The sequence below is a fragment of the Thermomonas beijingensis genome (genome assembly GCF_020034655.1).
Lineage (GTDB): Bacteria > Pseudomonadota > Gammaproteobacteria > Xanthomonadales > Xanthomonadaceae > Thermomonas > Thermomonas beijingensis.
Genome location: NZ_JAIQDJ010000011.1, coordinates 1 through 26,617, shown reverse-complemented (window position 1 = coordinate 26,617; position 26,617 = coordinate 1). Strand labels below are relative to the sequence as shown.

Annotated in this window: 20 protein-coding genes and 1 pseudogene; 14 read left to right on the top strand and 7 right to left on the bottom strand. The window is 60.2% G+C overall.

The annotated features are described in order from the left end of the window. The first annotated feature begins 26 nt into the window (after positions 1-26). The 5 genes from K7B09_RS12295 (at position 27) to K7B09_RS12275 (ending at position 8,002) form a co-directional block, all read left to right on the top strand. Entirely contained in the window at positions 27-839 is an 813-nt protein-coding gene (locus tag K7B09_RS12295; protein ID WP_223629755.1) for a ChaN family lipoprotein, read from the top strand. 243 nt (positions 840-1,082) lie between these two features. Then, positions 1,083-3,998 (top strand): ligand-binding sensor domain-containing diguanylate cyclase, encoded by a 2,916-nt coding sequence (locus K7B09_RS12290; protein WP_223629754.1) that lies wholly within the window; start codon positions 1,083-1,085, stop codon positions 3,996-3,998. Positions 3,999-4,170: 172 nt separating this feature from the next. Next, on the top strand, positions 4,171-5,271 hold the full coding sequence (locus K7B09_RS12285; protein WP_223629753.1) for a Glu/Leu/Phe/Val dehydrogenase dimerization domain-containing protein: 1,101 nt from the start codon (positions 4,171-4,173) through the stop codon (positions 5,269-5,271). Between the two features lie 2 nt (positions 5,272-5,273). Beyond that, positions 5,274-6,431 carry an isovaleryl-CoA dehydrogenase gene (locus K7B09_RS12280; RefSeq protein WP_223629752.1) on the top strand — a complete coding sequence of 386 codons (1,158 nt, stop codon included), beginning with the start codon at positions 5,274-5,276 and terminating at the stop codon, positions 6,429-6,431. Positions 6,432-6,487: 56 nt separating this feature from the next. Beyond that, complete coding sequence (locus K7B09_RS12275) at positions 6,488-8,002, top strand: DUF3369 domain-containing protein (RefSeq protein WP_223629751.1); 1,515 nt, start codon at positions 6,488-6,490, stop codon at positions 8,000-8,002. Between the two features lie 36 nt (positions 8,003-8,038). Here the strand turns inward: K7B09_RS12275 and K7B09_RS12270 are convergent, their stop codons facing one another. Then, positions 8,039-11,794, bottom strand: coding sequence for a sensor histidine kinase (locus tag K7B09_RS12270; protein ID WP_223629750.1), 3,756 nt, complete (start codon positions 11,792-11,794; stop codon positions 8,039-8,041). A 72-nt stretch (positions 11,795-11,866) separates the two neighbouring features. Continuing rightward, positions 11,867-14,698: a S8 family serine peptidase gene (locus K7B09_RS12265; protein ID WP_223629749.1), complete on the bottom strand. Its 2,832-nt coding sequence runs from the start codon at positions 14,696-14,698 to the stop codon at positions 11,867-11,869. Between the two features lie 316 nt (positions 14,699-15,014). Between K7B09_RS12265 and K7B09_RS12260 the strand changes: the two genes are divergently transcribed. The 3 genes from K7B09_RS12260 to K7B09_RS12250 all read left to right on the top strand — a co-directional run bounded on the left by K7B09_RS12260 (position 15,015) and on the right by K7B09_RS12250 (position 17,151). Continuing rightward, positions 15,015-16,190 carry a thiolase family protein gene (locus K7B09_RS12260; RefSeq protein ID WP_223629748.1) on the top strand — a complete coding sequence of 392 codons (1,176 nt, stop codon included), beginning with the start codon at positions 15,015-15,017 and terminating at the stop codon, positions 16,188-16,190. A gap of 122 nt (positions 16,191-16,312) precedes the next feature. Continuing rightward, on the top strand, positions 16,313-16,627 hold the full coding sequence (locus tag K7B09_RS12255) for a hypothetical protein (protein ID WP_223629747.1): 315 nt from the start codon (positions 16,313-16,315) through the stop codon (positions 16,625-16,627). Positions 16,628-16,833: 206 nt separating this feature from the next. Continuing rightward, a complete protein-coding gene (locus K7B09_RS12250; RefSeq protein ID WP_223629746.1) occupies positions 16,834-17,151 on the top strand; it encodes a hypothetical protein in 318 nt (105 codons plus the stop codon). Positions 17,152-17,273: 122 nt separating this feature from the next. Here K7B09_RS12250 and K7B09_RS12245 read toward each other — a convergent pair whose 3' ends face one another. The 5 genes from K7B09_RS12245 to rlmD are packed head-to-tail and all read right to left on the bottom strand — an operon-like array spanning position 17,274 to position 21,519. Beyond that, entirely contained in the window at positions 17,274-18,032 is a 759-nt protein-coding gene (locus K7B09_RS12245) for an S-methyl-5'-thioinosine phosphorylase (RefSeq protein ID WP_223629745.1), read from the bottom strand. A gap of 3 nt (positions 18,033-18,035) precedes the next feature. Then, positions 18,036-18,593 (bottom strand): hypoxanthine-guanine phosphoribosyltransferase, encoded by a 558-nt coding sequence (locus K7B09_RS12240; RefSeq protein ID WP_223629744.1) that lies wholly within the window; start codon positions 18,591-18,593, stop codon positions 18,036-18,038. Continuing rightward, positions 18,590-19,642, bottom strand: a complete 1,053-nt coding sequence (gene nagZ / locus K7B09_RS12235; RefSeq protein WP_223629743.1) for a beta-N-acetylhexosaminidase — start codon at positions 19,640-19,642, stop codon at positions 18,590-18,592. The genes K7B09_RS12240 and nagZ overlap by 4 nt, the downstream gene beginning before the upstream one ends. Next, entirely contained in the window at positions 19,643-20,170 is a 528-nt protein-coding gene (locus tag K7B09_RS12230) for a CYTH domain-containing protein (RefSeq protein WP_223629793.1), read from the bottom strand. A gap of 2 nt (positions 20,171-20,172) precedes the next feature. After that, complete coding sequence (rlmD, locus tag K7B09_RS12225) at positions 20,173-21,519, bottom strand: 23S rRNA (uracil(1939)-C(5))-methyltransferase RlmD (RefSeq protein ID WP_223629742.1); 1,347 nt, start codon at positions 21,517-21,519, stop codon at positions 20,173-20,175. A 109-nt stretch (positions 21,520-21,628) separates the two neighbouring features. Here rlmD and K7B09_RS12220 point away from each other — a divergent pair, with 109 nt between their 5' ends. From K7B09_RS12220 to K7B09_RS12195, 6 genes and pseudogenes are all read left to right on the top strand, one after another. Next, positions 21,629-23,239, top strand: coding sequence for a carboxyl transferase domain-containing protein (locus K7B09_RS12220; RefSeq protein WP_223629741.1), 1,611 nt, complete (start codon positions 21,629-21,631; stop codon positions 23,237-23,239). Between the two features lie 107 nt (positions 23,240-23,346). After that, positions 23,347-23,841, top strand: coding sequence for a bactofilin family protein (locus K7B09_RS12215; RefSeq protein ID WP_223629740.1), 495 nt, complete (start codon positions 23,347-23,349; stop codon positions 23,839-23,841). Continuing rightward, the gene (locus tag K7B09_RS12210; RefSeq protein ID WP_223629739.1) at positions 23,838-24,194 is read left to right on the top strand and encodes a hypothetical protein; all 357 of its coding nucleotides are present in this window, start codon (positions 23,838-23,840) and stop codon (positions 24,192-24,194) included. Before K7B09_RS12215 ends, K7B09_RS12210 begins: the two co-directional genes overlap by 4 nt. Positions 24,195-24,237: 43 nt before the next feature. Continuing rightward, a pseudogene (locus tag K7B09_RS13365) lies at positions 24,238-24,588 on the top strand (integrase core domain-containing protein); the annotation flags it as partial. A gap of 29 nt (positions 24,589-24,617) precedes the next feature. Then, on the top strand, positions 24,618-25,712 hold the full coding sequence (locus K7B09_RS12200; RefSeq protein WP_484600476.1) for an RHS repeat-associated core domain-containing protein: 1,095 nt from the start codon (positions 24,618-24,620) through the stop codon (positions 25,710-25,712). Between the two features lie 2 nt (positions 25,713-25,714). Further along, positions 25,715-26,131, top strand: coding sequence for a hypothetical protein (locus tag K7B09_RS12195; protein WP_223629737.1), 417 nt, complete (start codon positions 25,715-25,717; stop codon positions 26,129-26,131). The last annotated feature ends 486 nt before the right edge of the window (positions 26,132-26,617 follow it).

The following is a 26,617-nucleotide window of genomic DNA, read 5'->3' as shown; positions in this document are numbered from 1 at the left end:
GGAGTCACTATTTCTGGTGACCCTACATGACCCGCCACGCGCTGCTGTTGCCTCTGCTGATCGCCCTGTCCGCCTGCTCCACGCCGGCCACTGTCAGCGATGTTGCGCCACAGGTGCTTGTGCTGGGCGAAGTACACGACAACGCCGCAGGTCATGCTGCGCGCGTGGCCTTGCTGCAGGGCAAACTTGCCGCCGGCTGGCGCCCTGCGATTGCGATGGAGCAGTTTGATACTGATCAGCAACCTGCGCTGGACACGGCAATGCGCGAATGCGCCGATGCCGCTTGCGTGATTGCCAAAGTGGCTGCGGCCAAGAGCAGCTGGACATGGGAGTACTACACACCGGTGATTGCGCTGGCATTGCAATACAAACTGCCACTGTATGGTGCCAATTTGTCGCGCGGCGATGCGTCCAAGGTCGTGAAAGATGGCTTTGCCGCCGCGCTGCCGGCCGCTCTCATCGCACATTATTCGCTGGACACTCTACCCAGCGGGGTGCTGGCTGCACAGGAAAACGCAGTGCGTGACAGTCACTGCGGCGCACTGCCGGAAGCACTGGTCGGCCCGATGGCCAAGGCGCAGATCGCACGCGACGTGGTGATGGCGCAAACCCTGCGCGCGCACGCCGCCACTGGCATCGTCCTGATTGCCGGCAACGGCCATGTGCGCAGCGATATCGCGGTGCCGTTCTGGCTGCATCGCGATGGCTTGCGCGTGCACTCCGTGGGCTTTCTGGAACCCGCTACCGATACCACCGCCTTCGATGACATCAGGTACATCCCCGCCAGCACCCGTGCGGATCCGTGCGTGGGCTTCAAAACCGGCAAGCCGGCTGGCTAGCGCGGCTCGAAACTGACGCTACGCGTCACACTCTGCCGCCAAAGCAAGGCAAATCAGCTCTTGGCTGTATGGCACGGGAGTTGCTTTGGCTTGTTGGGCATGGACAGCCCGTTCCCCCGTCGAGCCAGTCGCCACGCCTTGCCAACCCTCTTGTTGGCCATGTGCGCACTGCTGAGCATCCCCGGGCAAACGCAATCGGCGGGCACGACTCCATCACAACCACCACAATCGCCGCTTGGCTGGATGCCGCCTGACGTATTCGGTACCGGTGAAGGCTTGCCAGATCCCACCGTCAACAGCATTGCAAGCCTTCCGAATGGACAAGTGTGGATGGGCACCATGCAAGGCCTGGCACGTCAGGATGGAGCGCGCCTGACCCATATCAATGGACTGCCGGGAATGAATGGCCGCGCCGTTCACAGCGTGGCCACCAGCACAGATGGCGATGTCTATGCGGCCTATGAAAGTACCGGGATATTCCGGTTGCAGCACGGCGTTTGGGCATCACTGGGCTCGCCGTTCGGTGCACAGCGCAGCCGCCGCATTCGTATCATCGAGGTCAATGGCGAACAACGCATTTATGCCACTGGTGACGGTGTGGCGCGCTGGGTTGGGCAACACTGGCAGCACCTGCCGTTGCCAGTAGACATGCAGGGCTATGAGATTTTCGATATCGCCGTGCAAGCTGCCTCCGACAATCAGCCGGAAACCATATGGCTGGGGAGTTTCGGTGCTGGGCTATTGCGTTGTATCACTGGGCAAGCCTGTACCCGGGTAAAGATTACCGGCGCAGGGCCACGCACCAATGAAGTTCGCAGCCTGCTGCTACAGCCGCGCGAGGATGGCCAACAAGCACTCTGGGTGGCGATGCTGGGTGGCGGTGTTGCCCGCTTTCAGGCAGGTGTGTGGACCCGCTGGAGTACCGCCAATAGCAGCTTGCCGAGCGATTTCGTGAACGATCTCGCGCAGGTCAAGCCGGATCCATCACATACCGAGATTTGGGCTGGTACCCGTGGTGGTTTGGCGATGATGAGCAATGAGCAAGTGTGGCGTACTGACCACACGGCCAGTGCGCAGACCCAGCAAACTTCGCGCATTCGCAGCATCAGTACGCACACAACCAGCCAAGGCCAGCCGACGGTTTGGGTGGGTACCGATGGTGGCGCGATGCGCATTCCGCTGGCCGGGCCATGGCAAGTGATCAGTACATTGGGGAATGACGCCAACGGAATTTGGGGTCTTTGGGTCGAGTCGGTGGAGGATGGCCAACAACGCGTATGGCTGGCGACCGATGGTGACGGTGTGGCGCGTCTTGAACATGGCCAATGGCAGCACTACGGCAAGGCGGAAGGCATTCCCAATCAAACTGTGCGCAGCGTGCTGAGGGTGCCCAATGGCAGCAAGCAGGGCTCGCTCTGGATTGGCACCTGGGCCGGCCATGTCCTGCGCCTGCAAGGGGACCACTTCATCGAAGTCGCCACGCCATGGCGCAAGCAGGACGATGAATCTGCCAGTTTGATGTTGGCTGACAACAGCGACCTGTGGGCCAGCTCACGCACGCAAGGAATTGCACATTGGAATGGCCGCGAATGGGATTGGATGCCGGCCGGGCACGAAGCGCCCAACCGCATCTATGCGGCGGTCAAGCTGGGGCAGGATGTGTGGTTCAGCACCCTTGAACGCGGGTTGGCACGCTTGCGCGCCGGGCAATGGCGCTATTTTCAATCCAACATCGGACTCCCGCAGGACACCTTGTACGACTTGCGTGTAATTACGGTGGATGGCCACCCCCAGCTATGGACAGGAAGTAATAAGCATGGCTTGCTGCGGATCGATGTCAGCGATCCCGATCAGCCGCGCCTGATCACCCAGCCAGCCTTGCCTACGCTGCCCATTCCGCTGGTGTACGGCGCATTGCAGGATGGCGCGGGTGATGTATTGGTATGCACCGACTATGGCGTCTTTTTGTGGCGCGCGACGGCCACCGGTTACACCTCCACTGCCTACCATCGGCAAGATGGCTTACCGCATGACGAATGCAATGGCAGCGCCATGCAAAAAGATGCCAATGGCAGGGTGTGGATCGGTACCGTTGGCGGCGCCGCCGTTTACACCCCTTGGCGCAATGCTGCGCGCAAGCCATCGCAGCTCATCATCAGCGACCTGATGGTCGATGGCAATCCCATCGCCATGCGCGGTGGTGTAATTCAACTCCCGAAGCGAGACAGCAGCCTAGAGCTGAAATACAGTCTGCTGACTGGTGAGAAAGAAGCTGCATCACGTTATCGCGTGCAGTTGTCGGATGTTCCAGCCAAGCGTGACCCTTGGGGAAACGCCGACTCGCATGTGCTGGCACGTCTGCCCAGTGGACGTCAGCACGTGCGTATTGAAGCGATGGATTTTGCCGGAACGCTGGCCGCACCGATCGAGCTGACCGTGGATGTGCCCTACCTGTGGTGGCAAACGCCGGTGGCGCGCACTTTGATGGCGATGTGCTTGCTGTTGCTGTTCTGGGCTGTGTTGCGCTTGCGCTTGCAGCATCTGCGCAAACAGGAAGACTTGCTGCGCGAGATGGTGAAACAGCGCACTGCGCAATTGCAGGCCAGCGATGGCGCACTGCGCAAAGCCAATGATGACCTGCATCGCTTGTCCTATACGGATGCCTTGACTGGGCTGGCCAATCGCCGCCGCCTGTTTGAAGCGCTGACTAGTCAGTTCCGCAATGCACAGGCGCAACAGCGCCCGCTTGGCGTGTTGATGATCGACCTGGATCACTTCAAGCAACTCAATGACAGCCTTGGCCACCTGACCGGTGACCGCTGCCTGAAGGAAATTGCGCAGTGTTTGTTGGCGCAACTGCCGCCACAGGGCTTGGCTGCACGCTATGGTGGTGAAGAGTTCTGCGTGCTGCTGCCAGGGCTGGATGCAACCGCAAGCACAGCCATGGCCGAGCTGCTGCGGCGCTGCGTGGAAACCATGCCAACCCCCTGCTGCGACAGCCATCGGCCACGGCTGACAATCAGCGTCGGTGTGGCCGCACTGGCGGCAGGCCAGTCAGGGCCAATACATGATGCTGATGCCTTGCTGGCGGCCGCTGATCGTGCGCTGTATGCCGCCAAGGATGCAGGGCGCAACCGGGTAAAGACCGCACAAGACTGACCCACCATACTGCTGCGTACTTGCACGCCAGGGCAAGCGAATCGAAAGAATGGCTTAAACTATGCGCCGCTGCAAACCCCCAATGGCTGCAGCCCTCTCATTCGTATTCAATCCATCCCTACCCTAGCCGCCGATACCGCTATCTCCACCTAGCACCGGCCGGAGTTTTGCCATGATGTTCGAAACACTCGCCACCTACGGCCATGAACAGGTCGTGTTTTGCCATAACAAGGATGCTGGCCTGAAGGCGATCATCGCCATTCACAACACCGTGCTGGGCCCTGCCTTGGGCGGCACCCGCATGTGGCCCTACCAGAGCGAGGCGGAAGCGCTGAACGACGTGCTGCGCCTGTCACGCGGCATGACTTACAAGAACGCAGTGGCCGGGCTCAATATCGGCGGCGGCAAGGCGGTGATCATCGGCGACCCGGCCAAGGACAAGTCCGAAGCGCTGTTCCGTGCCTTCGGCCAATTCGTGGAGTCGCTGGGCGGCCGCTACATCACCGCCGAAGACGTGGGCATCGACGTCAACGACATGGAATACGTGTACCGCGAAACCGAATATGTGACCGGCGTCCATCAAGTCCATGGCGGCTCTGGCGACCCCTCCCCGTTCACTGCCTATGGCGCGTTGCAGGGGCTGCTGGCCACCTTGAATCGCAAGTTCGGCGATGAGGACGTGGGCAAATATTCCTATGCCGTGCAGGGCCTGGGCCATGTGGGCATGGAATACGTGAAGCTGCTAAAAGAACGCGGCGCGAAGATTTTTGTCACCGATATCAACAAAGCGCTGGTGGACAAAGCCGTGTCCGAATACGGCGCGGAAGCCGTGGGTCTGGATGAAATCTACGACGTGCCGGCCGACGTGTATTCACCGTGTGCGCTGGGCGGCACCATCAACCCCCAAACCCTGCCACGCCTGAAGTGCAAGGTGATCTGCGGTGCAGCCAACAACCAGCTGGCCGATAACGAGATTGGGGATGAAGTGGTCAAGCGCGGCATCCTGTACGCGCCGGATTATGCGGTGAACGCGGGCGGCGTGATGAACGTGGCGCTGGAGCTGGATGGCTACAACCGCGAACGCGCCATGCGCATGATGCGCACCATCTATCACAACCTTGCACGGATCTACGAAATTTCCGATCGCGACGGCATCCCCACCTACAAAGCCGCCGACCGCTTGGCCGAAGAGCGCATCGAGACCATTGGCAAGCTCAAACTGCCATTGAGTCGCGGGCGTACCCGCTTCCAAGGCCGCGTGCGCGGGAGCTGATGATGCGTCCATTTCCTCTTGGTGAAGACACCGACGCCCTGCGCGAAGCCGTTGCACGGTTTGCTGATGCCGAAATCACCCCGCGTGCGGCCAAGGCCGACGAAGACAATTGGTTTCCGCAGGAACTGTGGCCAAAATTGGGCGAAATGGGCCTGCTGGGGATGACCATCCCCGCCGAATTCGGTGGCAGCGAAATGGGCTATCTGGCGCACTTGGTGGCGATGGAAGAAATCAGCCGCGCTTCGGGTGCGATTGGCCTGTCCTACGGCGCGCATTCCAACCTGTGCGTGAATAACCTGTACGCCAACGGCACGGCCGCGCAGCGCACCAAATACCTGCCCAAACTGTGCAGCGGCGAACACGTCGGCGCACTGGCGATGAGCGAGCCGGGCGCCGGTTCCGACGTGGTCGGCTCGATGGCCTGCCGCGCCGAACTCAAGGGCGATGTGTGGGTGGCCAACGGCAACAAGATGTGGATCACCAACGGCCCCGAAGCCAATGTGCTGATCGTCTACATGCGCACCGCCAGCCGTGAGCTGGGCAGCAAATGCATGACCGCCTTCATCGTCGAAAAAGGCATGCCGGGGTTCTCCACCGCGCAAAAACTCGACAAGCTGGGCATGCGTGGCTCCAACACCTGCGAGCTGGTGTTCGAGAACTGCGAAATCCCGCAGGAAAACGTGCTGGGCGAGCTCAACAACGGCGTCAAGGTACTGATGAGCGGCCTCAACACCGAGCGTTTGGTGCTGTCGGGTGGCCCGATCGGGCTGATGCAGGCGGCGCTGGATATCGCCCTGCCCTACGTGCGTGAACGCCGCCAGTTTGGCCAAGCCATCGGCACGTTTGAATTGATGCAGGCCAAGATTGCGGATATGTACACCGCGCTGCAATCCTCGCGTGCGTTTGCCTATCAAGTGGCCCGCGATTACGACGCCGGCCACAAGAGCCGCATCGATGCTGCCGCCTGCTTGCTGCATGCCTCCGAAGCCGCGGTGCAAGTAGCGCTGGAAGCGATCCAGTCGCTGGGCGGCAACGGCTACATCAACGAATTTGCCACCGGCCGCATCCTGCGTGATGCCAAGCTGTATGCCATTGGCGCCGGCACCAATGAAATCCGCCGCATGCTGATCGGCCGCGAATTGTTTGCAGGGAATCACTAGCCCCCCCCCTTACATGCCGGCGACAGGACGCATAGACTGGCCGCAGGGGGCCAGTCGTGAAAGACACTCTGTTCGAACCAATCCGTTCGCCTGCGGGGACACCGTGGAAGGTGTTGATCGCAGATGACGAGCCCGAAGTGCATGAGGTCACTCGCCTTGTGCTGGGCGGCTTTCGTTTCGAAGACCGCCCATTGTCCTTCCTGTCTGCTTACAGTGCGGCAGAGGCATTCGAACTGATTCGGGCGCAACCGGATATCGCGGTGTTGTTACTCGATGTGGTGATGGAAACCGAGCACGCCGGGCTAGAAATCGTGCGCCGCATTCGCCAGGAGCTGGGTAACCACCGGGTGCGTATCGTGTTACGCACGGGGCAACCAGGCCAGGCACCCGAGCAACATGTCATCAGTTCATATGACATCAATGACTACAAGGAAAAGACCGAGCTGACCGCCGCGCGCTTCCAGACCACATTGTTTGTGGCCTTGCGCGGCTATCGAGACCTGATGACGATCGAGACCAGCAAGCAAGGGCTGGAGCAGGTGATCGACGCCAGTGCTGAAATTTTTTCCCAGCGCGAAGACAGCAGCTTTGCCGCCAAGGTTCTCAAGCACTTGGCGCGCCTATCGCAAGCCGATGGCATCACCTTGTTATGTCGCGCTGAGGATGCCGGCACCGACCAGCAGCGTTACCCGATTGCGCTGAGTACCGCCCCGCATGCGGATCTGGTTGGCCGCGAGGCCGATCAGGTATTGCCTGACAGCCACATGGCATCGTTGCGTAGCGCGTTGCACAACCGCAGCCATGTATTTGGCAGCGACCACTATGTGCTGCACTTTATCGACAGCAATGAGCACGAGAGCCTGCTCTACATCGGCGAAGGCGGTTTGATCGGAGAGGTTGAGCGCAAATTGCTGGAAGTATTTTCCACCAATGTTTCGATTGCCTACAAAAACCTGCACCTGAATCAGGATCTGGTGGATAGCCAGCTGGAAATGATCTGGTTGCTGGCCGGGGCCGCTGAAACCCGCTCGCGTGAAACCGCCAACCATGTGTTGCGGGTCGGTCTGTTGGCCGAGTTGCTGGGGCGCGCCGCCGGTTTGGATGCCAAGGCCGCTGAAAACCTGCGCTTGGCCGCACCACTGCACGATATCGGCAAAATTGGTATTCCCGACGCCATCCTGAATAAACCTGGAAGTCACAGTCCGGAAGAAACCGCGATCATGCGCTCACACGCACAACTGGGCGCGCAGATGCTGGGTAATTCCAAGCGCCCCCTGTTGCAGCTGGCCTCGCGCATTTGCCTCGAACACCATGAAAATTGGGATGGCAGCGGCTATCCCAATGGCCTGCATGGCGAAGCCATCAGCCTTGAAGGACGAATTGTCGCACTGGCTGATGTGTTTGACGCACTTGGCAGTAATCGCGTGTACAAAGCGCCGTGGCCACGTGAACGCATCCGTGAATTTCTGATCGAACAAACCAGTCGCAAGTTTGACCCGCACCTGATCGATTTGCTGTTTGCCCGCTGGGACGATGCCGAAGCCTTGCGCAAGCAATATCCCGACTCCTGAGGTCAAAGCACGGCGCTATTGTGCGCGCACCTACAGCTAGCGATGCGGGAAACGCAGCGTGAATTGGGTGCCTTTGCCAAGCTCCGACTCACACTCGATGCTTCCTTCCAGGGTTTGCACCACGAGCTTGTAAACGATGTGCATGCCCAAGCCAGAGCCGCCTTGCCCGCGCCGCGTGGTAAAGAACGGGTCATAGATGCGTCGCCGCACAGACTCTTGCATGCCCACGCCGTTATCGCTGTAGTGCAACACCCAGCCATCGCCGTCCGCAGCCGCAGCAATCTGCATGCGCCCGTGGGCAATCCCGGCAAACGCATGGGTCAATGAATTGGTGACCAGATTGACCACGATCTGATAAATCGCCCCGGGCTGGGTGTACACCGCCAGTCCCGCAGGGATATCGATCTCGAGCTCGTGCGGGCTGCGCTTGAGTACCGGTTGCAGTGAGACCAGGATCTCATCCATGTATGCAGCGAGCTGAATCATGCGCGGCGCTTCGCTGGTTTGATCCACTGCTACTTGCTTGAAACTGCGAATCATTTTGTCCGCGCGCTGCAAATTGCGTAACACCATGGCACTGGCATCACTCACGGTTTGACTGAACGCGGAGACTTGCTGGCTACTGACCGCGCCAGCCGTGATTGCAGCACGAAACTGCTGCGCCTGCTGCTCCAGATGGGATGCCGCAGTCACCCCCACACCCAGTGGTGTATTGACCTCATGTGCGATGCCGGCGACCAAGCCCCCCAAAGCCGCCAATTTTTCCGATTCCACCAACTGATGCTGAGTCATTCGCAATTGATCGATGGTGCTGCTCAACTCATGATTGAGCAAGGTCAAATCGGAAGTGCGCTGATCAACCCGCTGTTCCAATTCCTGATTGACTCGCTCCATTGCAGACTCGTGTTCACGCAGCTCCGAGACGTCCACGGTAACGCCAGCCATGCGCACAGGGCGACCGGCCGCATCGTATTCCACCAACCGCCCGCGCGAACGCAACCATCGCCAATGATCGTGCACATCCAGCATGCGGTACGTGTTATCGAAGTCTGAAGCACTGCCGTTGATATGCCGCGACAGTGCTGCGGTCAACTCGGCTTGATCCTGTGGATGCACTGCGGCGACCAGGTCGGAAAAACTCAATTGCGCGACGTCACCAAGCCCTTTGATATTCGGCATTGGGTTGATCCGAACCAATCGTCCCGTGACTAAATCGGCATCCCAGAATTCATCCCCGGTTCCCCATAGCGCCAGTTTCAAGCGCTCCTCGCTTTCGGCAAGAACTGCCTGCGTGTTTGCACGCTCAATAAACAGCTTGCGGCGGTTCCAGCCCCATAGCCCGAACGGCAGCAACAACAGGAGCGCCGCCCCCAGTCGTGCCCACAAGGTTTGCCACCAGAGTGCTGCCAAATGCACATCAACGACGCGTTCGGGGCCGTAACTTTCACCGGGAAACCGGGCCCGCAACCGCAGCCGATAATCGCCGGGTGACAAATGCGGATAGCCGGCATTGCGCTGGTTGGCATCCGCCTTAATCCAATCACTGTCCAAGGGTTCCAGACGGTAGCTGTACTCCACCAATTCCGGATCCGAATAGGTCAATGCGGAAAAGCTGAAACCAAATCCCCCAGACCCTGCACGCAACCACAAGCTATCCGGCTGATGATCTGACCCTTTGCGGTAACGCCATTCCGTAACCTTCGCATTCGAACTTTGATAAGCGCGCACATCAGTCAACATCGGACGATGGATGGCATCGCTGGAAAACACCGCATTGGGATTGAAAATGGTCAACCCACGCAGCCCGCCAAAGGCGATGCGGCCATCTGGCATGGCCGCGCCGGATTCAACAAAGTAGCCTTCGCCTTGCGCACCTGCGCGCGAACTGAAGTTCTGGATGAACCCGCTCGCCGGATCCAGCCGGCTGATGCCCAGGGTGGTGGATGCCCAAATATCACCACGCGCATCTTCGAAAATCCTGCCGATGGCCTCTGCTGCCAGCCCCTGTTTGCGCGTGTAGGTCTGCAAGCGAAACCGCCCCCCTTGCACCGGTGTAAGCCGCGCTAGGCCGCCTCCTTGAGTGCCTACCCACAGTTCGCCATTGCGCGACTGGGTGATCATGGTGATTGCACGCGGCAAGTTGGATGTTGGTGCTGACAGCACATCGGCCAATGGGGTCGTGCGCCCGGACACGCGATCAAGAATCGAGAGCCCCCCCGGTCGCGCACCCACCCACAAGCGCCCGGCACGATCCTCGAACACCACACCAATCGTCTGCCCGGGCAGGCTGTCGCGCGCAGTTGCATCGAAAGTGAAATGTCGAAAGCGATCGCAGCCGCGGCATAAGGCATCCAATCCTTTGTCTTCGTAGCCAACCCACAAGGTTCCGGTACGATCCACATGCATCGTCAGGACGTTGCCGGCAGCCGGACTGGCTGCATCATCAGGGCGCGGCGGCAACAGCTCGAACTTGCTCGTACCCGGCCGGCGATACGCTAGCCCCACATCCATAAAGCCAACCCACAGCCCGCCATCCAAATCGCGGGCAAGCGCCTGAATCCGGTCGCTGGGCAGTTGCAGCGGACCTTTGCCCCCGGTGTAAAAGCGCTCCAGAACGCCGCGATCAGGCGAAAAATGAATCAGACCGCCGCCGCCCAGAATACCCAACCATAGGCTGCCATCCGGATTTGACAGCACGCTACGCACGCCATTGCCGGGCAAACCACGTGGGTCCTGCTGGTCGCTGCGAAATTCACGGAAAGTGTCGGAACCTGGCAGATACACATGTGCGCCACCCAACCAGGTGCCAATCCAGATCAAGCCATCGCGGTCTTGCAACAGTGCATGCACGCGTCCAGAGACCAAGCCGTCACTTCGGCTCTCATTTCCCAGCCAACGATGTGGTGCTGCGCCCTCGGCATCAATACGCGACAGCCCGTTGTAAGTGCCAATCCAGATACGCCCACGCGCATCTACCAGCAGTGAGCGAACATCGTCTGCAGCAACACCATCATCAAACGATACTTGGCGCAACACAGCGCCATCGCTTGTGAGCTCAAATGCTCCCTGGCTCGCGGTCCCCACCCACAAGTTGCCATGCACGCCTTCACGGGCCAATGCTTGCACGTCGGCAGTACCCGCAGATAGCGCCTGAGCGGCCCAGGCCTGAATTCGTTGCTGTGAATGGACCCAGCGCAGCAACCCTTGCGACGTTCCAATCAATACATCGCCATCGGGGAGTGCCAATAGCGTTCGCACCTGCGATTGGGTGGGCAGCACAATCGTGGTGAACCGTTCATTCGTGGGGTTCAGCCGTTGCAAATGACCATGCCCACTGGCCACCCACAACTCACCATCCGGCATCGCCAGGATGGCATTTACAGGGGTTGCTGCCAAAGCATCGGAACGGTTCAGTGCGACAGGAAAGTTATGAAAGGCCTGCTGCTCCGGGTCGTACCGACCCAAGCCTCCGGACTGCGTACCTACCCACAGCCTGCCGGCCTTGTCGGTTGCCAAAGCCGTCACATGGTTATCAGGGAGACTGGTGTTGTCAGCGGCATCATGTCGAAATACGTGAAACGTATAGCCATCGTAGCGGTTCAACCCATCTTGGGTACCAATCCACAACATGCCATCGCCGTCCTGTGCCAGCGCACGTGCGGTGGACTGCGACAAGCCCTGCTCCACGCCCAGGTGTTGCAGACGCAGATCGATTTCACCTGGTACTTGTGCGGCGGCCCCATTGGCCAACCCGCCAAGCAGCATCAATACGCACAGCAACACTCGCTTCATCGCATCAGCCCCCTGCCATGCGCAATGCTCTCCGAACGTCACTTCGGCCACAACGGCCTCAACGCGTCTGTGCTAGTAACGATAACTTGCCCACAAGGATGCCATCTGGTCAGCCCCCAACGTGCGACTCCGCTGACTCAGATCGAAGCGCAGCAGCGCATTACGTCCCAACAGCGCCGATAGCCCCAGCCCAATCTGCTGCCCGCGCAACGCCGGCGGCATGCCTTGCAGCGGCGACCATTGGTTCAGACCCATATAGCTGGCATCAAACACCATACCGCGCATGGCCAACGTGCGCTGCCACTCCGCACGTGCATCGGCACGCAACTGCACATCGCCAATGCACCAATCGCGCTCAGCACGCAGCCCCACCATGGCTTGCCAGCGGCTGGCATCCCACGCATTGGCGCGCAGGCCAAAGCCACTGCTGCCACCCTCATCAAACCCGGCGTTGGACAGTCGCACATATTGCGAACCCAGATAGGGCGTCAGCGTGAAGTCATGCGCACTGAAGTTGCGCCCCAATTCAACATAAGCTGCTTGATAGTTGCCGGAGAGTTGTGTGGCGACTACATCTTGCAAACTCCCCAGCAATAAATTGCGCTGCATCTGGCGTTGGAAACCGCCACTGATCACCTGCGCCTGCGCCTGCCACGGGCCGCGCCAACCGGCGGCATAGACTTGCAACTCACGTTGATGGCCCCGGCTGTGGTCACCCAGTGTGCCCAGCCAGCTGCTTTGCTCAAGCTTGTTCATGGCGATGCCCAGCACCGCATTGGAACCGATACGCCAATCATTGCCGATCATCTCACCTCTGCTATCCAGCCCCACGCCGTCAAACCCCGCCTGCGCCAGTTGCCCACTGCTGGCCAAATTGCGATACCAACCGCCCGCCTGCGCCGGGGCTTGGGCCAAGCCGTCAACCCGCTGGCCCAGCACACGCCGGCCGGCATCAATACCGTCAAGGGTCAACGTGGTGGAAGCCGCGTGGAGTTCGCCAGACAAACTGCGCAGCGACAGATCGGCATTGACCTTGCTGGTCGATTGCTGCAACGCGCCGGCTGCGTTGATGAAACTAGCACCAATGCCGCCCGGCGCACCCCCGCCCAGTTGTGCATCGATGGCCTGCATCGCCGACTCCACCCGCACCGCCGACATCACGCTGATGCCATCCAGCCCCATCCCGGCCACCGCCTTGCTGACATCGATACGGTTGATGTTGAGGAAGACGTTGTTGGGGTCATAGCCCAGCGCTGCATCCAAAAACACATTCGGCGCGGCCTTCAGCGACGCAAACGTGCCGCTGACACCACCCCCTGCATTCAACAGGGTTTCCTTGCTGGTGGTGGTATAGCCGGACTTCACACCCAGAATCGACATCGTACCGTCCAAGGTGGCACTGCCTGTCACGCGCAGCGTGCTGCCCAGCCACACCCCCAGATTACCGCTACTGGATTGGATGTAATTGCCGCTAATGTTGGCCGGCGTGCCGGCACCACTCAGGAATCGTCCACTGTTGTTGACGTTGCCGGCGAACACGCCGCTCCCCCAGACCGTGGCCCCGTTGACAATGGCCAGATTGGACTGCAGCCCCTTGCGCACATCCAATGCGCCAGCGTTGACCTGGGTGGCACCGGTGAACTTGCCTGCTTCGGTCAGCGTCAAGGTGCCGCTGCCGCCTTTGATCAAGCCACCGCTGCCGATGATTTCATTGCGCCACACCGAATTTCCCGAGAACGCCACCGAAAAATCGCCCCACGCAAAATTGCTCGGCCCCATCGCGGCCTTGGTCACATCCAACAACCCCCAGCCGAACACCGCATCCACCCCCGGCGCGCCCAAATCCTTGGCCCCGCCTAACAGCGCCTGGCGCACCTGGTCATTGTTGAAATAGGGAAACGCCGACCACACCACCGCCGCCGCACCCGACACCAGGGGTGCTGCATACGACGTACCGCCTCCTTGGTACAACTTGTAATTGGCGTCCCCGACTTTGGCCTGCGGGTCGATAAACACGGTATTGCCGGGAGCCACCAGGCAATAGTTCATCGCCGTTCCGCAACGCTGGGAATAACTGGTTAGCTGACTGGGGACGTCCGGGTCCAGCGCACCCACCGTCAGCCAACCTTTTTCCAGCTGCGCATCATTGGCTAGCGTGGGTAGTCTTGCATTATCGGAGGGGTTGTCGACATAGCGCGAATCTTCGCCGCTATTGCCATTGGCAAACACCACGATGCCGCCACGATTGACCACAAAATCCTTCCATGCCGTGGCCAACTCCGTGGTCAGTGCCGGATCCTTCCAATACAAGCCGCCCCACGAGTTATTGATGATCTTCGCCCCCGCATCAGCCAACTCGCCATTGATCGACTTGAAAAAATCGCCATACCCTTCGCCGGCATGAATCTCAGTGCCTGCACCCGAACCATCATCATCCGGACGCTTGTCGTTGATGATGCGTGACGACACCAGACTGGCATTCTGCGCGATGCCGCCGCCCCAGTTGCCCAACTGCCCGCCGCTATAGGTTCCCGTAACGGGCCGGCCGGCCGCCAACGAAGCGACGGTGGTGCCGTGGCCCACCACATCATCCACGCTGGTGTTATTGGTATTGGGGTCAATATGGATGAAACTGGCTCCCACCCGCCCGCTCAGGGCCGGATGATTGCGATTGATCCCGGTATCCACAAACCCAATTGTCACCCCTTGCCCTTTTAGCCCCGCACCCAGCGCGCCGGCGGCATTGGTCAGACTGAGGTGTTTGTTGATCGCAGGATCGGTGAAGGTGACCGGTGCACCCAAGACCGGCACTGCAGGCGGGTTGACCACGATCGAGGCGTCATTGGCTACCGTCGGTGTAAACCCCGGGCCAGTTGGTGTGACCGGTGGCGGATCTGAGCGCACTGCGCCCCCTCCGCCTCCGCCGCCACAGGCGGCCAGCGCAAGCGCAATGCAGGCAGGCAACAACGCCCGTGCAAATGACATTGCAGGTGATCGACGTGTGCTCTGAGTGGATGCGTTCATCATCATGACAAATTCCCTTGCATCGACTTCGCAGCATGGCGAAGCAGGCGAATGATGCCTCCTTGTAAGCCCCGGCGCGGGCTGGCGCAATGGGTTTTGACTGAACCGAATGCGGCAATGCAGCAAACCGACGCGAATCGCGCCATAATCAGTGCTTCCCCGGCATCGCCGGCCCCACGGATTTTCGGAGCTTCCCATGAGCGACGTCGTCATCGTCGGTGCCAAGCGCACCGCCATCGGTTCTTTTCTTGGCCAATTCACCGGCACCCCCACGCCCGCATTGGGCAGTGCAGCCATCACCGGCGCATTGGCGCAAGCCGGGCTGAGCGCCGACAAGGTGGATGAAGTCATCATGGGCTGCGTGTTGCCAGCCGGGTTAGGCCAAGCTCCGGCACGTCAGGCTTCACGCAGCGCCGGCATTTCCGATGCTGCGGGCTGCACCACCATCAACAAGGTCTGCGGTTCCGGCATGAAGGCGGTGATGCTGGCGCATGACATCATCAAGGCCGGCTCCGCGCAGGCGGTGGTCGCCGGCGGCATGGAGTCGATGACCAATGCCCCGCACCTGCTCAACAACTCGCGCACCGGCATCCGCTACGGCAGTGCTGAAATGCTGGACCACATGGCTTGGGACGGCCTGACCAACCCCTACGACGGCAAGGCGATGGGCGTGTTCGGCGATGCCGCCTGCGCCAAGTACGGCTACGACCGCGCCGCCATCGATGGGTTCTCCGCCGAAAGCGCACGCCGTGCGCAGGCCGCGCAGGCTGCCGGTGCCTTCGATGCCGAAATCACCCCGGTGACGGTCAAGACCCGCAAGGGCGAAGTGGTCATCGCGAAAGATGAAGAGCCGGGCAAGATCGATCTCAACAAGATTCCCGAACTGCGTGCGGCGTTCGGCAAGGATGGCGTGCTGACCGCCGCTTCGTCTTCCAAGATTTCCGACGGCGCCGCCGCATTGGTCGTGATGTCGGCAGATGCCGCCGCCGCTGCAGGTATCAAGCCGCTGGCGCGCATCAAAGCCCATGCCACCCACGCGCAGGCGCCGGAATGGTTCACCACCGCGCCGGTGGCCGCGGTGCAGAACGTGCTGGCCAAGGCCGGCTGGAACGTGGTCGACGTGGATTTGTTCGAAATCAACGAAGCCTTTGCTTGCGTGGCGATGGCGCCGATGAGCGACCTCGGCATTCCGCACGACAAACTGAATGTGAATGGCGGTGCGCTGGCACTGGGCCACCCGATCGGCTGCAGCGGTGCCCGGCTGCTGGTCACCTTGATCCACGCGCTACAGGCGCGCGGAGGCAAGCGTGGCGTGGCTTCGCTGTGCATTGGTGGTGGCGAAGCGACCGCCATGGCAATCGAATTGGTATGACCCCATGCAACGCCGGATTGAAAAAAAACCGGCCAACCGCTTGACACGCGACACAAGCGCGTCATCATGTTAGGGCGCGCGTTTCGTGTGTGCTCAGAATTAACGACGAGGAAACAGAAATTATGTCGATCAACAAAATCCTGCTGGCAATGGCGTTGGGCTTGGCCCTGACCGCCTGCAGCAAGTCCGAGCCGGCTGCTGATGCCGCTGCCGCCGCTCCGGCTGCCGATGCCCAGGCCGCTGCCGACACTGCCGCCACCCAAGCTGCTGCAGCGCCTGCTGCTGACGCAACCGCTGAAGCACCGGCCGATGCCGCTGCTGCCCCGGCTGCCGATGCAAATGCCGCTCCGGTAGACGCCGCTGCCACCCCGGCGGATGCCCAGAAAGCAGCCGACGCTGCTGAAACGGCGGCCACCTCGGCCGAAGCGAAGAAGTAATCGGACTGGCGGAGAGTTAGCCAAATCGATTATTCTCAAAGAACTCGGAAAAGCTGTCGGTACGCCGACGGCTTTTTCGTGCCCCGGGCAACCGGGAACGTCGAAAGTCAGTGAAACGACCCCCGGCCCTGGCCGATTTGCCAAGTGCACCGGCGTTGCCTGATTTACCAACCTTAGCTTTTCAGTCAACCCTATTGGAGATTCAAATGAACAAGAAGCTTTTCGTGTTGCTCGCCGCTGGCGTCCTGGCCCTGTCGGCTTGCAAGAAGGAAGAAGCTGCTCCGGCCGCTGACGCTGCCCCGGCTGCTGACGCTGCTGCTGCCCCGGCTGACGCCGCTGCTGCTGCCCCGGCTGCCGACGCTGCTGCTGCTCCGGCTGCCGACGCTGCCGCTGCTCCGGCTGCCGACGCTGCTGCCCCGGCCGCTGCTCCGGCTGACGCCGCCGCTGCTCCGGCTGCTGATGCTGCCAAGCCGGCTGACGCTGCTGCTCCGGCTGCTCCGGCTGCCGACGCTGCGAAGAAGTAATTCTTCCGCGTTTTGCTAGAAAACAAGGCCCGCTTCGGCGGGCCTTGTTGCATTTTTGGATCTGGAAAACTGTTGTGGCTCTGGAAAATTGTTGAAGCGACGCGTGAATCAACGCACATGCATCATTCCGAATGACGCACCAGCAGCCGCTGCAATACCTTCGGCACACCTGCCATCGCCACCGCGACGTTATCCAACACGTCCTGCAGGGTAATGACTGCATCCGCATCCGGGCCTGCACCCGCCGCCCAATTGGCCACAATCGCCAAACAGGCGTAATCCAGCCCCAGCTCCCGCGCCAACCCGGCCTCTGGCATGCCGGTCATGCCGACCAGGTCGCAACCATCGCGGCGCATCCGGGCAATTTCAGCCTTGGTTTCCAGTCGCGGCCCTTGGGTCGCCCCATAGCAACCAGCATCCACTATTGCCACGCTTGCTTGGTGTGCCGCCTGCACAATGGCTTGCCGCAACGACGTGGTGTACGGCTCGCCGAAGTCCACATGCAGCACCTCGCTGCCGGGTTCTTCGCAAAGAGTCGAAATACGGCCCCAGGTGTAATCAATCAGTTGATCCGGGCAGGCCAACACGCGCGGGCCGAAGCGTTCGCTGATACCGCCAACGGTGTTAAGCGCCAGCACACGCTGCGCACCCATCTCTTTCAGCGCCACCAGATTGGCGCGATAGTTGATCTTGTGCGGCGGCAGTGAATGCCCTTCGCCATGCCGCGCCAGAAACGCCACGCGCTTGCCGGCATAGGTGCCCACCCGGATCGGGCCGGATGGTACGCCGTAGGCCGTGTCTGGCTGGAATGCCTCCGCATCGGCCAATTCGCCCAATGCATATACGCCGGTGCCGCCGATAACGGCAAGGTCAATGGTCATCGCCTAATCCCCCAGCGCATAAATCGCCGGCAGATTGCGCCCCTGTTCGTGGTAATCCATGCCATAGCCGAACACATAAGCATCCGGTACCTGCACCCCTACATGGTCAGCGACGATGCCTTCCACGCAACGGTCATGCAATTTTTCTGCCAATACCGCGGTGCGTACTTCGGTCGCGCCCTGATCTTCACACCAGTGTTTGACCGCCAGCAGGGTATGCCCCTCATCGAGGATATCGTCGGCCAGCAACACCTTGCGGCCATGCAGCGGAGTGGCCGGCCGATGCAACCAGGCCAGCCCGGAGCCGCTGGTTTGGCCGCGATAGCGAGTGGCATGCAGATAATCAAATTCCAAATCCAATCCGCGCTCGCCCAACGCAAATGCCAATTGCGCCGCAAACGGCAAACCACCGTTCATCACCGTCAAAAACACCGGCACTTCGCCTTCGACATACGCTTGCGCGATGTCCTCGGCGATACGCTCAATCGCTGCCTCCAACGTGGCGCGATCGAACAACACCTGCGCCGACGCCAATGCGTCGACAAGCTTGGGCACGCTCATGCCACATCTCCAATTGAAATTGCAGCTGAAAGCACATCGGTGTTCAGCTCCGGTGCGCGCAAGCGCGCAAGCTTGGCCTGAATTCTTGCCCGCCGCGTGTCGGCCAACAGACCATCCCACGCCATCGGGCCGCGCCCGATCAGATTGACCAGTGCCATGGTGTTGAGCGTGCGCCCCTCGATGGCACGCAGTGCTTCGTCCACCTGCTGTGGATGGCAAACCAGCACCACATCGCAGCCGGCATCCAGATGGGCGTGGATCCGCGCTTTGACGCCGCCCACCGAATGCGCCGCGGCCATGCCGATATCGTCGGAAAACACCACACCACGAAAGCCCATTTGCGTGCGCAAAATTTCACCAATCCAACGCAGTGAATACCCCGCCGGCTGCGGTGCAACCTGCGGATAAGTGACATGCGCCATCATCACGGCATCGGCCCCAGCCGCAATACCGGCAGCAAATGGCAGCAGGTCTTGCTCGCGCATCTCATCCAAGCTGCGCGAGTCAACAGCAGCAGCATGGTGGGTGTCTTCCAACACCGAACCGTGGCCTGGAAAATGCTTGAGCGTTGCCGCCATGCCGGCTTCGTGCATGCCCTCGACATACGCACGGGTGAACGCGGCCACCACCTGCGGAGATTGTGCAAACGCGCGATCCCCAATCGCACGGTTGCCGCGCGCCAAGTCGACCACCGGGGCAAAACTCATGTCCACACCGCTGGCGCGCACTTCGCTGGCCATCAGCCACGCGTGCTCACGCGCAAGTGTGAGCGCTGCGTCGGCATCGGCTTGGTACACGGCTTCAAATCCCTGCAAAGCAGGCAGCCTGCTATACCCTTCGCGAAAGCGCTGCACGCGGCCACCTTCCTGATCCACGCAGATCAACTGCGGGCGCGGCGTAGCCTCACGAATGGCTAGGCACAACTCGTGCACTTGTGCCTGCGATGCAAAATTTCGACCAAACAACACCACGCCTGCGCAGGCATCGTGCTGTAGCCAGTCGCGCTCACGCGCGGTCAGTTGGTGCCCGGAAACGCCAATCTGCAGCATCTAGTGTCCTTGGTTGAGATCGCACGCCCGTTGCTCGTCCTCGCGCCATTGCGAATACGGGCGCGAGGCCAGCGCAAGATTGTAATAGCGCGGCGCATGGGTGGCCTCCACACCTACCCAGCCGGGTTTGGCGAAGGCTTCGTGTTCGCTGCCCAGTTCGATTTCGGCCACCACCAGCCCGGCGTTGTCGCCAAGGAATTCGTCCACTTCCCACAGATGCCCCAGATGCTCGACATAGTGGCGGGTCTTTTCGATCCGCCCCCCCACGCACAAGGCCAGCAGCGCCTGCGCATCGGCCAGCGGGATGGCGTATTCGAACTCTTGCCGACGTGCGCCGAGTTCGCGCGATTTGATATTGAGAAAGGCAGCATCGCCCTCGATGCGCACCCGCACCGATGCCTGCATTGCGCCACTGTCGACCATGCCGATGTCGTTCAGATAGCCTTGCGCCATCGCCACCGTCTTGTGCGCAGCAGCGCGCCATCCGTCGTTGCTGGGTAGAAATTTGCGTTCGATTTCAATCCCCATGCTCATGCCTTTTTAGGTGGGTCGAACACCGCGATGGATTCCACATGCGCGGTATGCGGGAACATGTCCATCACCCCCGCGTCGCGCAGCGTCCAGCCGGTTGCATTCACCAGATAGTCCGCATCCCGCGCCAATGAACCGGGGTGGCAGCTGACATACACGATGCGCTTGAGCCCTTTCAGCGGCAATTGCTTGAGTACTTCCAGCGCACCGGCGCGAGCCGGGTCCAGCAGCAGTTTATCGAAGCCCTGTTTCAACCACGCCTGCCCGGCCAAATCCTGCGCCAGATCGGCGGCATGAAACTGCACATTACTCAGCCCATTGTGCTGCGCATTCGCGCGCGCCCGCGCCACCAAGCCAGCATCGCCTTCCACACCCACCACCGTGCCCTCGCCCGCTACCCGCGCCAGAGGCAAGGTGAAATTGCCCAAGCCGCAGAACAGGTCCAGCACGCGCTCACCCGGCTGCACATCAAGCAAGTCCAGCGCACGCGCGATCATCGCCTCGTTGAGCTTGGCGTTGACCTGGATGAAATCCAGCGGTCGAAAATGCAGCTCAATCTGCCACTGCGGTAACTGGAACGATAGCCGTGGCGCTTGCCCATTGAGCGGATGCACCGAATCCAACCCACCCGGTTGCAAAAAGATGTAGAAGCCGTGCGCCTCGCCAAACGCAGCCAACCGGGTTTTGTCGGCATTACCGAGTGGCTGCAAATGGCGAAACACCAGCACGGTGGCGGCATCACCGGCGATGAATTCGATCTGCGGGATGTCGCGGCGGCCATCCATGCCATCCACCAATGCGCCCAGTGCATCCAGCTTGAGGCCTAGTTGTGGCACCAGCGTGTGGCACTCGCGCAGGTCGGCGACAAAACGCGGATCCAGCTCGCGGAACCCCACCAGAGTGTTATCTTTTTTCTCGACCCGACGTACCGACAGCCGCCCCTTGCGCCGATAACCCCAGCTATCACCCCGCAGCGGCGGCAACACACTGCCCGGGGCCACATGGCCGATGCGCTGCAAATTCTCCAACAGCACGCGCTGCTTGGCTTCGATCTGCTTGTCTTCGGCCAAGTGCTGCAACACGCAACCGGCGCACACACCAAAATGTGGGCACCGTGGCTGTACGCGATCTGGTGATGCCGCCAGCACCTCCAGTGTTTTGGCTTCATCAAAATGTTTGGAACGCGCGGTTTGCTGCACGCGCACGGTTTCGCCCGGCAGTGCGCCGGTGACGAATACCGCTTTACCGGCCTGAACATGCTCGTCTGGCCAGCGGGCCACGCCACGACCATCGTGGATCAGGTCGGTGATGTGCAACGTTTGAGGGGTGTGATCGAGACGGGCCACGGCAAAGAGTGCAAACGAATGGCCGCCTATTGTCGCAGACTCGCAGCGCCATTCCGGGAATTTGGCCACAACGGGTATCCTTGGCGTTTTGCCACACCGGATTGCTCCTATGCCCGCGTTGACCAGCCAGCTTGACCCGCGCTCGCAAGACTTCCAAGACAATGTGGCTTATCACCGCGCATTGGTGGCCGAGCTCGACCGCCGGCTGGCCCGTGCGGCCGATGGTGGCGGTGAAAAAGCACGCAACAAGCACACCGAGCGCGGCAAGCTGCTGCCACGTGAGCGCATCAACGCGTTGCTGGATCCAGGCTCACCGTTTCTGGAAATTGCGCCGCTGGCCGCCGAGGGCATGTATGACGATGCCGCGCCCGCCGCCGGCATGGTCTGCGGGATTGGCCGGGTGATGGGTCAGGAAGTCGTCATCGTGGCCAATGACGCCACCGTCAAGGGCGGCACCTATTTCCCGATGACGGTGAAAAAGCATTTACGCGCACAGGAAGTGGCACGCGAGAACAACTTGCCTTGCGTGTACCTGGTCGATTCCGGCGGCGCGTTCCTGCCGCTGCAAGACGAGGTATTCCCGGACAAGGAACACTTCGGCCGCATTTTCTACAACCAGGCACGTTTGAGCGCGGACAACATTCCGCAGATCGCGGTGGTGATGGGGTCGTGCACCGCCGGCGGCGCGTATGTCCCGGCGATGTGCGATGAATCCATCATCGTCAAGGAACAAGGCACCATTTTTCTGGGCGGCCCGCCGCTGGTGAAGGCGGCTACTGGTGAGGTGGTCGATGCTGAAACGCTGGGTGGCGCCGATGTGCATACCAGCATTTCGGGCGTGGCCGATCACTTCGCAGAAGACGACCGCCACGCGCTGGAAATCGCGCGCGGGGTGGTAGCGATGCTCAATCGCAAAAAAGTGCTGCCGGTGGCCACCGTGCCGGCGCGTGAACCGCTGTATGCCAGCGAAGAGCTGTACGGCATCGTGCCGAAAGACCCACGCCGGCCATTTGACATCCGTGAAGTCATCGCCCGGATTACCGACGGCAGCGAGCTGCAGGAGTTCAAGGCGCGCTACGGCAAAACCTTGATCACCGGCTTTGCCCATCTGCATGGCTACCCGGTAGGCATCATTGCCAACAACGGCATCTTGTTTGCGGAAAGCGCGCTCAAGGGCGCGCACTTCATCGAACTGTGCAACCAACGCGGTATCCCGCTGGTGTTTTTGCAAAACATCACCGGTTTCATGGTCGGCAAAAAATACGAACAAGCCGGCATTGCCAAAGATGGCGCAAAGATGGTGACCGCCGTTGCCTGCTCGCACGTGCCCAAGCTCACCGTGGTGATCGGCGGCAGTTTTGGTGCCGGCAACTATGCGATGTGCGGCCGTGCCTACGGCGCACGTTTCTTGTGGATGTGGCCAAATGCACGGATCAGCGTGATGGGCGGCGAACAGGCCGCCAGTGTGCTGGCGACGGTCAAGCGCGACGGTATCGAAGCCAAGGGCGGTGTATGGACACCGAAAGAGGAAGACGCCTTCAAAGCCCCCATTCGCCAGCAGTACGAAGACCAAGGCAACCCGTACTATGCCACGGCACGGCTATGGGATGACGGCATCATCGACCCCGCCGACACCCGCCGCGTACTGGGGCTGGGGTTGTCGGCATCGCTCAATGCGCCGATGGAAGCGCGCACGCAGTTTGGCGTATTCAGGATGTAAGTTTTTTCGAAAACAGCAGCTTGTCGCTTAAAGTTGTCGTATTCATGCAGGAAATCCTTGCAAAGTGATGTTAGCCTCGGCAGTCCGCCCCCGAGGAGAGCTGTCGCATGGCTATTTGGAAAGACCCCACCCCGGCCCCGAAGGCTGCCGAACCTGTACGCTTCGAGCCACCGGCACCCACCCCAATACCGGCCGAACCGGTGGTATCGCAGACTGCACCGATTCGCACTGCTGATGCTGCGGCACGCGAATCGGTGATCGCCTCGGATCTGATCATCGAGGGCAAGATTGAAGGCTCGGGCCATGTGCGCATTGCTGGCAAGTTCAAGGGTGACATCAAGGTGCAGGGCAATCTCAGCATTGACCAAGGCGCCAAAGTGTCCGGCGGCGTGTCTGCCAATAAGGTCACATTGGCCGGCGAATTGGACGGCAATATCGCCTCGGCCAAACAGGTCGAGTTGCTGTCCAGTGGCGCGATTAACGGCGACCTCAAGGCCGGCAGTTTGACCGTGGCCGCGGGCTCACGCATTCGTGGCCATGTGGAGTGTGGCTGGGGCGATGTCAAACCGGCTGCGAAAATGGAGAGTGGCGGCGCTGCATGAGTGCCGTTCGCCCGGGCGAGGCCGGCGCCACCCGCGCCTGCCCGCATTGCAAGGCCACCATTCTGGAAAGTTCGGCGGTCTGCCCGGCCTGTCGCGGGCATTTGCGTTTTGATGCCTCAGCCAGCGATGCCGCACAGCGGTTTGTTCCGTTGCAAGTGGAAGGCACGATCAACGGCAACGACACCGGCAGCTTCGAATACACGATGGTGGTGGTGATCCGCAACGAACGTGGCGAGGAAGTGGGCCGTCACGTTGCCGGCGTCGGTGCCGTGCATCCGGGTGAAGCACGCAGCTTCAACGTGACCGTGGAAGCGGTACCGGTAGCCGTCGGCAAGCGCCGGTTGAAGCACTAGAGACGAGTTCAACGCTGATACGCACAGTGCTCTGACACCATTTTTGTGTCTTGATTTGAGTTTTGCAGAGCGCCTCATCAAGTACCTGGCGATCGTCGACGACGCTACCCACGAAACCGTCGCGATCAAGGTGGAGCGCGTGATCTCCAGCTTGAGCATGATGCGCGTGCTCAAGCACCTGACGCTCTCGCGCGGCCTTCGGCAAGTCATCCATGCCAACAATGGCCCGGAATTTCTGGGCGAGGTATTCGTCGAATGGACCAAGACCAACGGCATGGACAGCCAGTACACCCAGCCGAGCAAGCCCAACCAGAACGTCTATATCGAACGCTCCAATCGCACCTTCCGCGAAGAACTGCTGGACCAGCATCTGTTCCTGTGGATAGATGACATTCGCGAAGCCGTCTCCACCAAACCCGCAACATGGCCTACGACGGACAAGGCAACCTCGCCAGCAGAAACGGCACCGGCTATACCTTCGACTACGGCAACCGCCTACGCAGCACCGCCGGCCAAAGCTACCGCTACGATGCCGACGGAAGAAGAGTCCGCCAGGACAACGCCGGCACCAGTCTGAAGTACAGCTATTACGCCAAAGACGGCCGCCTGCTCTGGCAACGTGACGAACCCGCCAGCAAGCGCATCAACAACGTCTATCTGGCCGGCAGCCTATTGGCCGAAATCACCCGCCCCATCGGCAGCAACGCGCCCACCATCAGCTACTTCCACACCGATGCCCTAGGCAGCCCCATCGCCAAAACCAATGCAGCGGGCGCTATCATCGAAACCAGCGAGTACGAACCGTACGGGAGGCTACTCAACCGAGCCAACGACAACCGCGCGGGGTACACCGGGCATGTGATGGATGCGGTGAGCGGGCTGACGTATATGCAGCAGCGCTACTTCGACCCGCAGATTGGACGGTTTTTGAGTGTGGATCCGGTGACGGCTACAAGTGTGGGTGGGAACTTCAATCGGTATTGGTACGCCAATAACAATCCGTACCGTTTTACGGATCCGGATGGGCGACAGGCGTGTGATGGTATTTCTACTTGTCGCGTGGCTACGGAGGAACGTCTTGTTGCAAGTGGCCAAATGACACAACAGCAAAAACAAGCGAATGATCAAGCTCGGGGCGTGGGAGCACTAATTGGTGTTGCAATTGTTGTGTCACGCAATCCTATTGCTGTAGCAAAAGCGGTGTTCTCTGCGTTCAAGCGAGAGGCCCCAGATGCTGCTAAGGCACCTGCACGCGGCACGAGCCGTGAACTACCAGGTTCTGATAAGCAATTTGGCAAGAAATACGGGGAGCATCGTGACTCATCGCGGGAAGGCTATCGGTCTCCGCAAGAGTATCGGGAACGTGCCAATGAAGTTTTTAACAGCCCGAAAGCTGAAAGAACCTCTATTAGGAGTGACGCGCCAGAGCACGCTGGCGAAACGCACATAAGGGAAGGTGGTGATCTGCTTCGGCTAGATCAAAACGGAAACTTTAGAAGCATGTACCCGGACCCGTAAACATGAGCGCACGAACGAACCTAGCGATGTTATTGCCAAGCATTCAAGAAACTTTGGAGCTCATTGCTGCATTGACGCCAACGATCGGAGCAATTAACGGCTGGGATGTGATTGAGCAATTAGATATTCGGCATGTAGCGTCCGGCGAAGTAAGACAAGCAGTTCAAGACGGTTTTTTGGTTATTGCGACAACTAGCAAGGATCCAGAGGTACGTATGCATTTGTCGCGCGAGGGGCAGTACTTCGCAACAACCATATCTTTTCGGAAGCCTCCTGCAGAAGACTTCATGCGCTCACTTATGAGCGATCTGAGAGATCAATTTTATTTCGTTGCTGCCGCATCGGGAGAGGAGCTGGAAGTGCAAGCTGATGCATTTGGAGGCTATGAATTCATTGGCGACCATGTGGAGGTTTTATGAAACGAAAAACAGGAAGAACAGAAAACTGGGGTCAGAGTCGACTTTCCTGCTCACCGATGACGGAAAAGGTGTCAGGGACGATTAGTTCCCGCTCGTAACGCACAAGGCCCGCAATGCAAGTTGCGGCCTTTGTTGTATGCGATGCTGGTTGCGTGCATCTGCGCGAAAACCGGGACACCCACAACTCAGGCATTCCCTGACCCATAAACGTCTTGAAAGCTCACTTCGCATAACGCAACAAGCCCTCATGCCCTATCTACCCCTCCATCCCCAATCCCCATCACCACGCCGCCGGCGTGGTGCACGGGCGATGCGGTGGATGGCTCGGCAAACCCACGTCCGCCAAACCCGCACTTACGATGCCCGCAACCGGCTGCAAACACTCAGCTTCCCGGACGGCAACGGCAACCAGAGCTGGACCTACACCGCCGACGGCCTGCCCAGCACGGTCACGACATCCAACAGCGGCAACAGCGTCACCAATAC

Coding starts and splice junctions, on each gene's coding strand:
- K7B09_RS12295 (WP_223629755.1), top strand. CDS start 27: ATGACCCGCCACGCGCTGCTGTTGCCTCTGCTGATCGCCCTGTCCGCC.
- K7B09_RS12290 (WP_223629754.1), top strand. CDS start 1,083: ATGCCGCCTGACGTATTCGGTACCGGTGAAGGCTTGCCAGATCCCACC.
- K7B09_RS12285 (WP_223629753.1), top strand. CDS start 4,171: ATGATGTTCGAAACACTCGCCACCTACGGCCATGAACAGGTCGTGTTT.
- K7B09_RS12280 (WP_223629752.1), top strand. CDS start 5,274: ATGCGTCCATTTCCTCTTGGTGAAGACACCGACGCCCTGCGCGAAGCC.
- K7B09_RS12270 (WP_223629750.1), bottom strand. CDS start 11,794: ATGAAGCGAGTGTTGCTGTGCGTATTGATGCTGCTTGGCGGGTTGGCC.
- K7B09_RS12260 (WP_223629748.1), top strand. CDS start 15,015: ATGAGCGACGTCGTCATCGTCGGTGCCAAGCGCACCGCCATCGGTTCT.
- K7B09_RS12255 (WP_223629747.1), top strand. CDS start 16,313: ATGTCGATCAACAAAATCCTGCTGGCAATGGCGTTGGGCTTGGCCCTG.
- K7B09_RS12250 (WP_223629746.1), top strand. CDS start 16,834: ATGAACAAGAAGCTTTTCGTGTTGCTCGCCGCTGGCGTCCTGGCCCTG.
- K7B09_RS12245 (WP_223629745.1), bottom strand. CDS start 18,032: ATGACCATTGACCTTGCCGTTATCGGCGGCACCGGCGTATATGCATTG.
- K7B09_RS12240 (WP_223629744.1), bottom strand. CDS start 18,593: ATGAGCGTGCCCAAGCTTGTCGACGCATTGGCGTCGGCGCAGGTGTTG.
- nagZ (WP_223629743.1), bottom strand. CDS start 19,642: ATGCTGCAGATTGGCGTTTCCGGGCACCAACTGACCGCGCGTGAGCGC.
- K7B09_RS12230 (WP_223629793.1), bottom strand. CDS start 20,170: ATGGGGATTGAAATCGAACGCAAATTTCTACCCAGCAACGACGGATGG.
- K7B09_RS12220 (WP_223629741.1), top strand. CDS start 21,629: ATGCCCGCGTTGACCAGCCAGCTTGACCCGCGCTCGCAAGACTTCCAA.
- K7B09_RS12215 (WP_223629740.1), top strand. CDS start 23,347: ATGGCTATTTGGAAAGACCCCACCCCGGCCCCGAAGGCTGCCGAACCT.
- K7B09_RS12210 (WP_223629739.1), top strand. CDS start 23,838: ATGAGTGCCGTTCGCCCGGGCGAGGCCGGCGCCACCCGCGCCTGCCCG.
- K7B09_RS12200 (WP_484600476.1), top strand. CDS start 24,618: ATGGCCTACGACGGACAAGGCAACCTCGCCAGCAGAAACGGCACCGGC.
- K7B09_RS12195 (WP_223629737.1), top strand. CDS start 25,715: ATGAGCGCACGAACGAACCTAGCGATGTTATTGCCAAGCATTCAAGAA.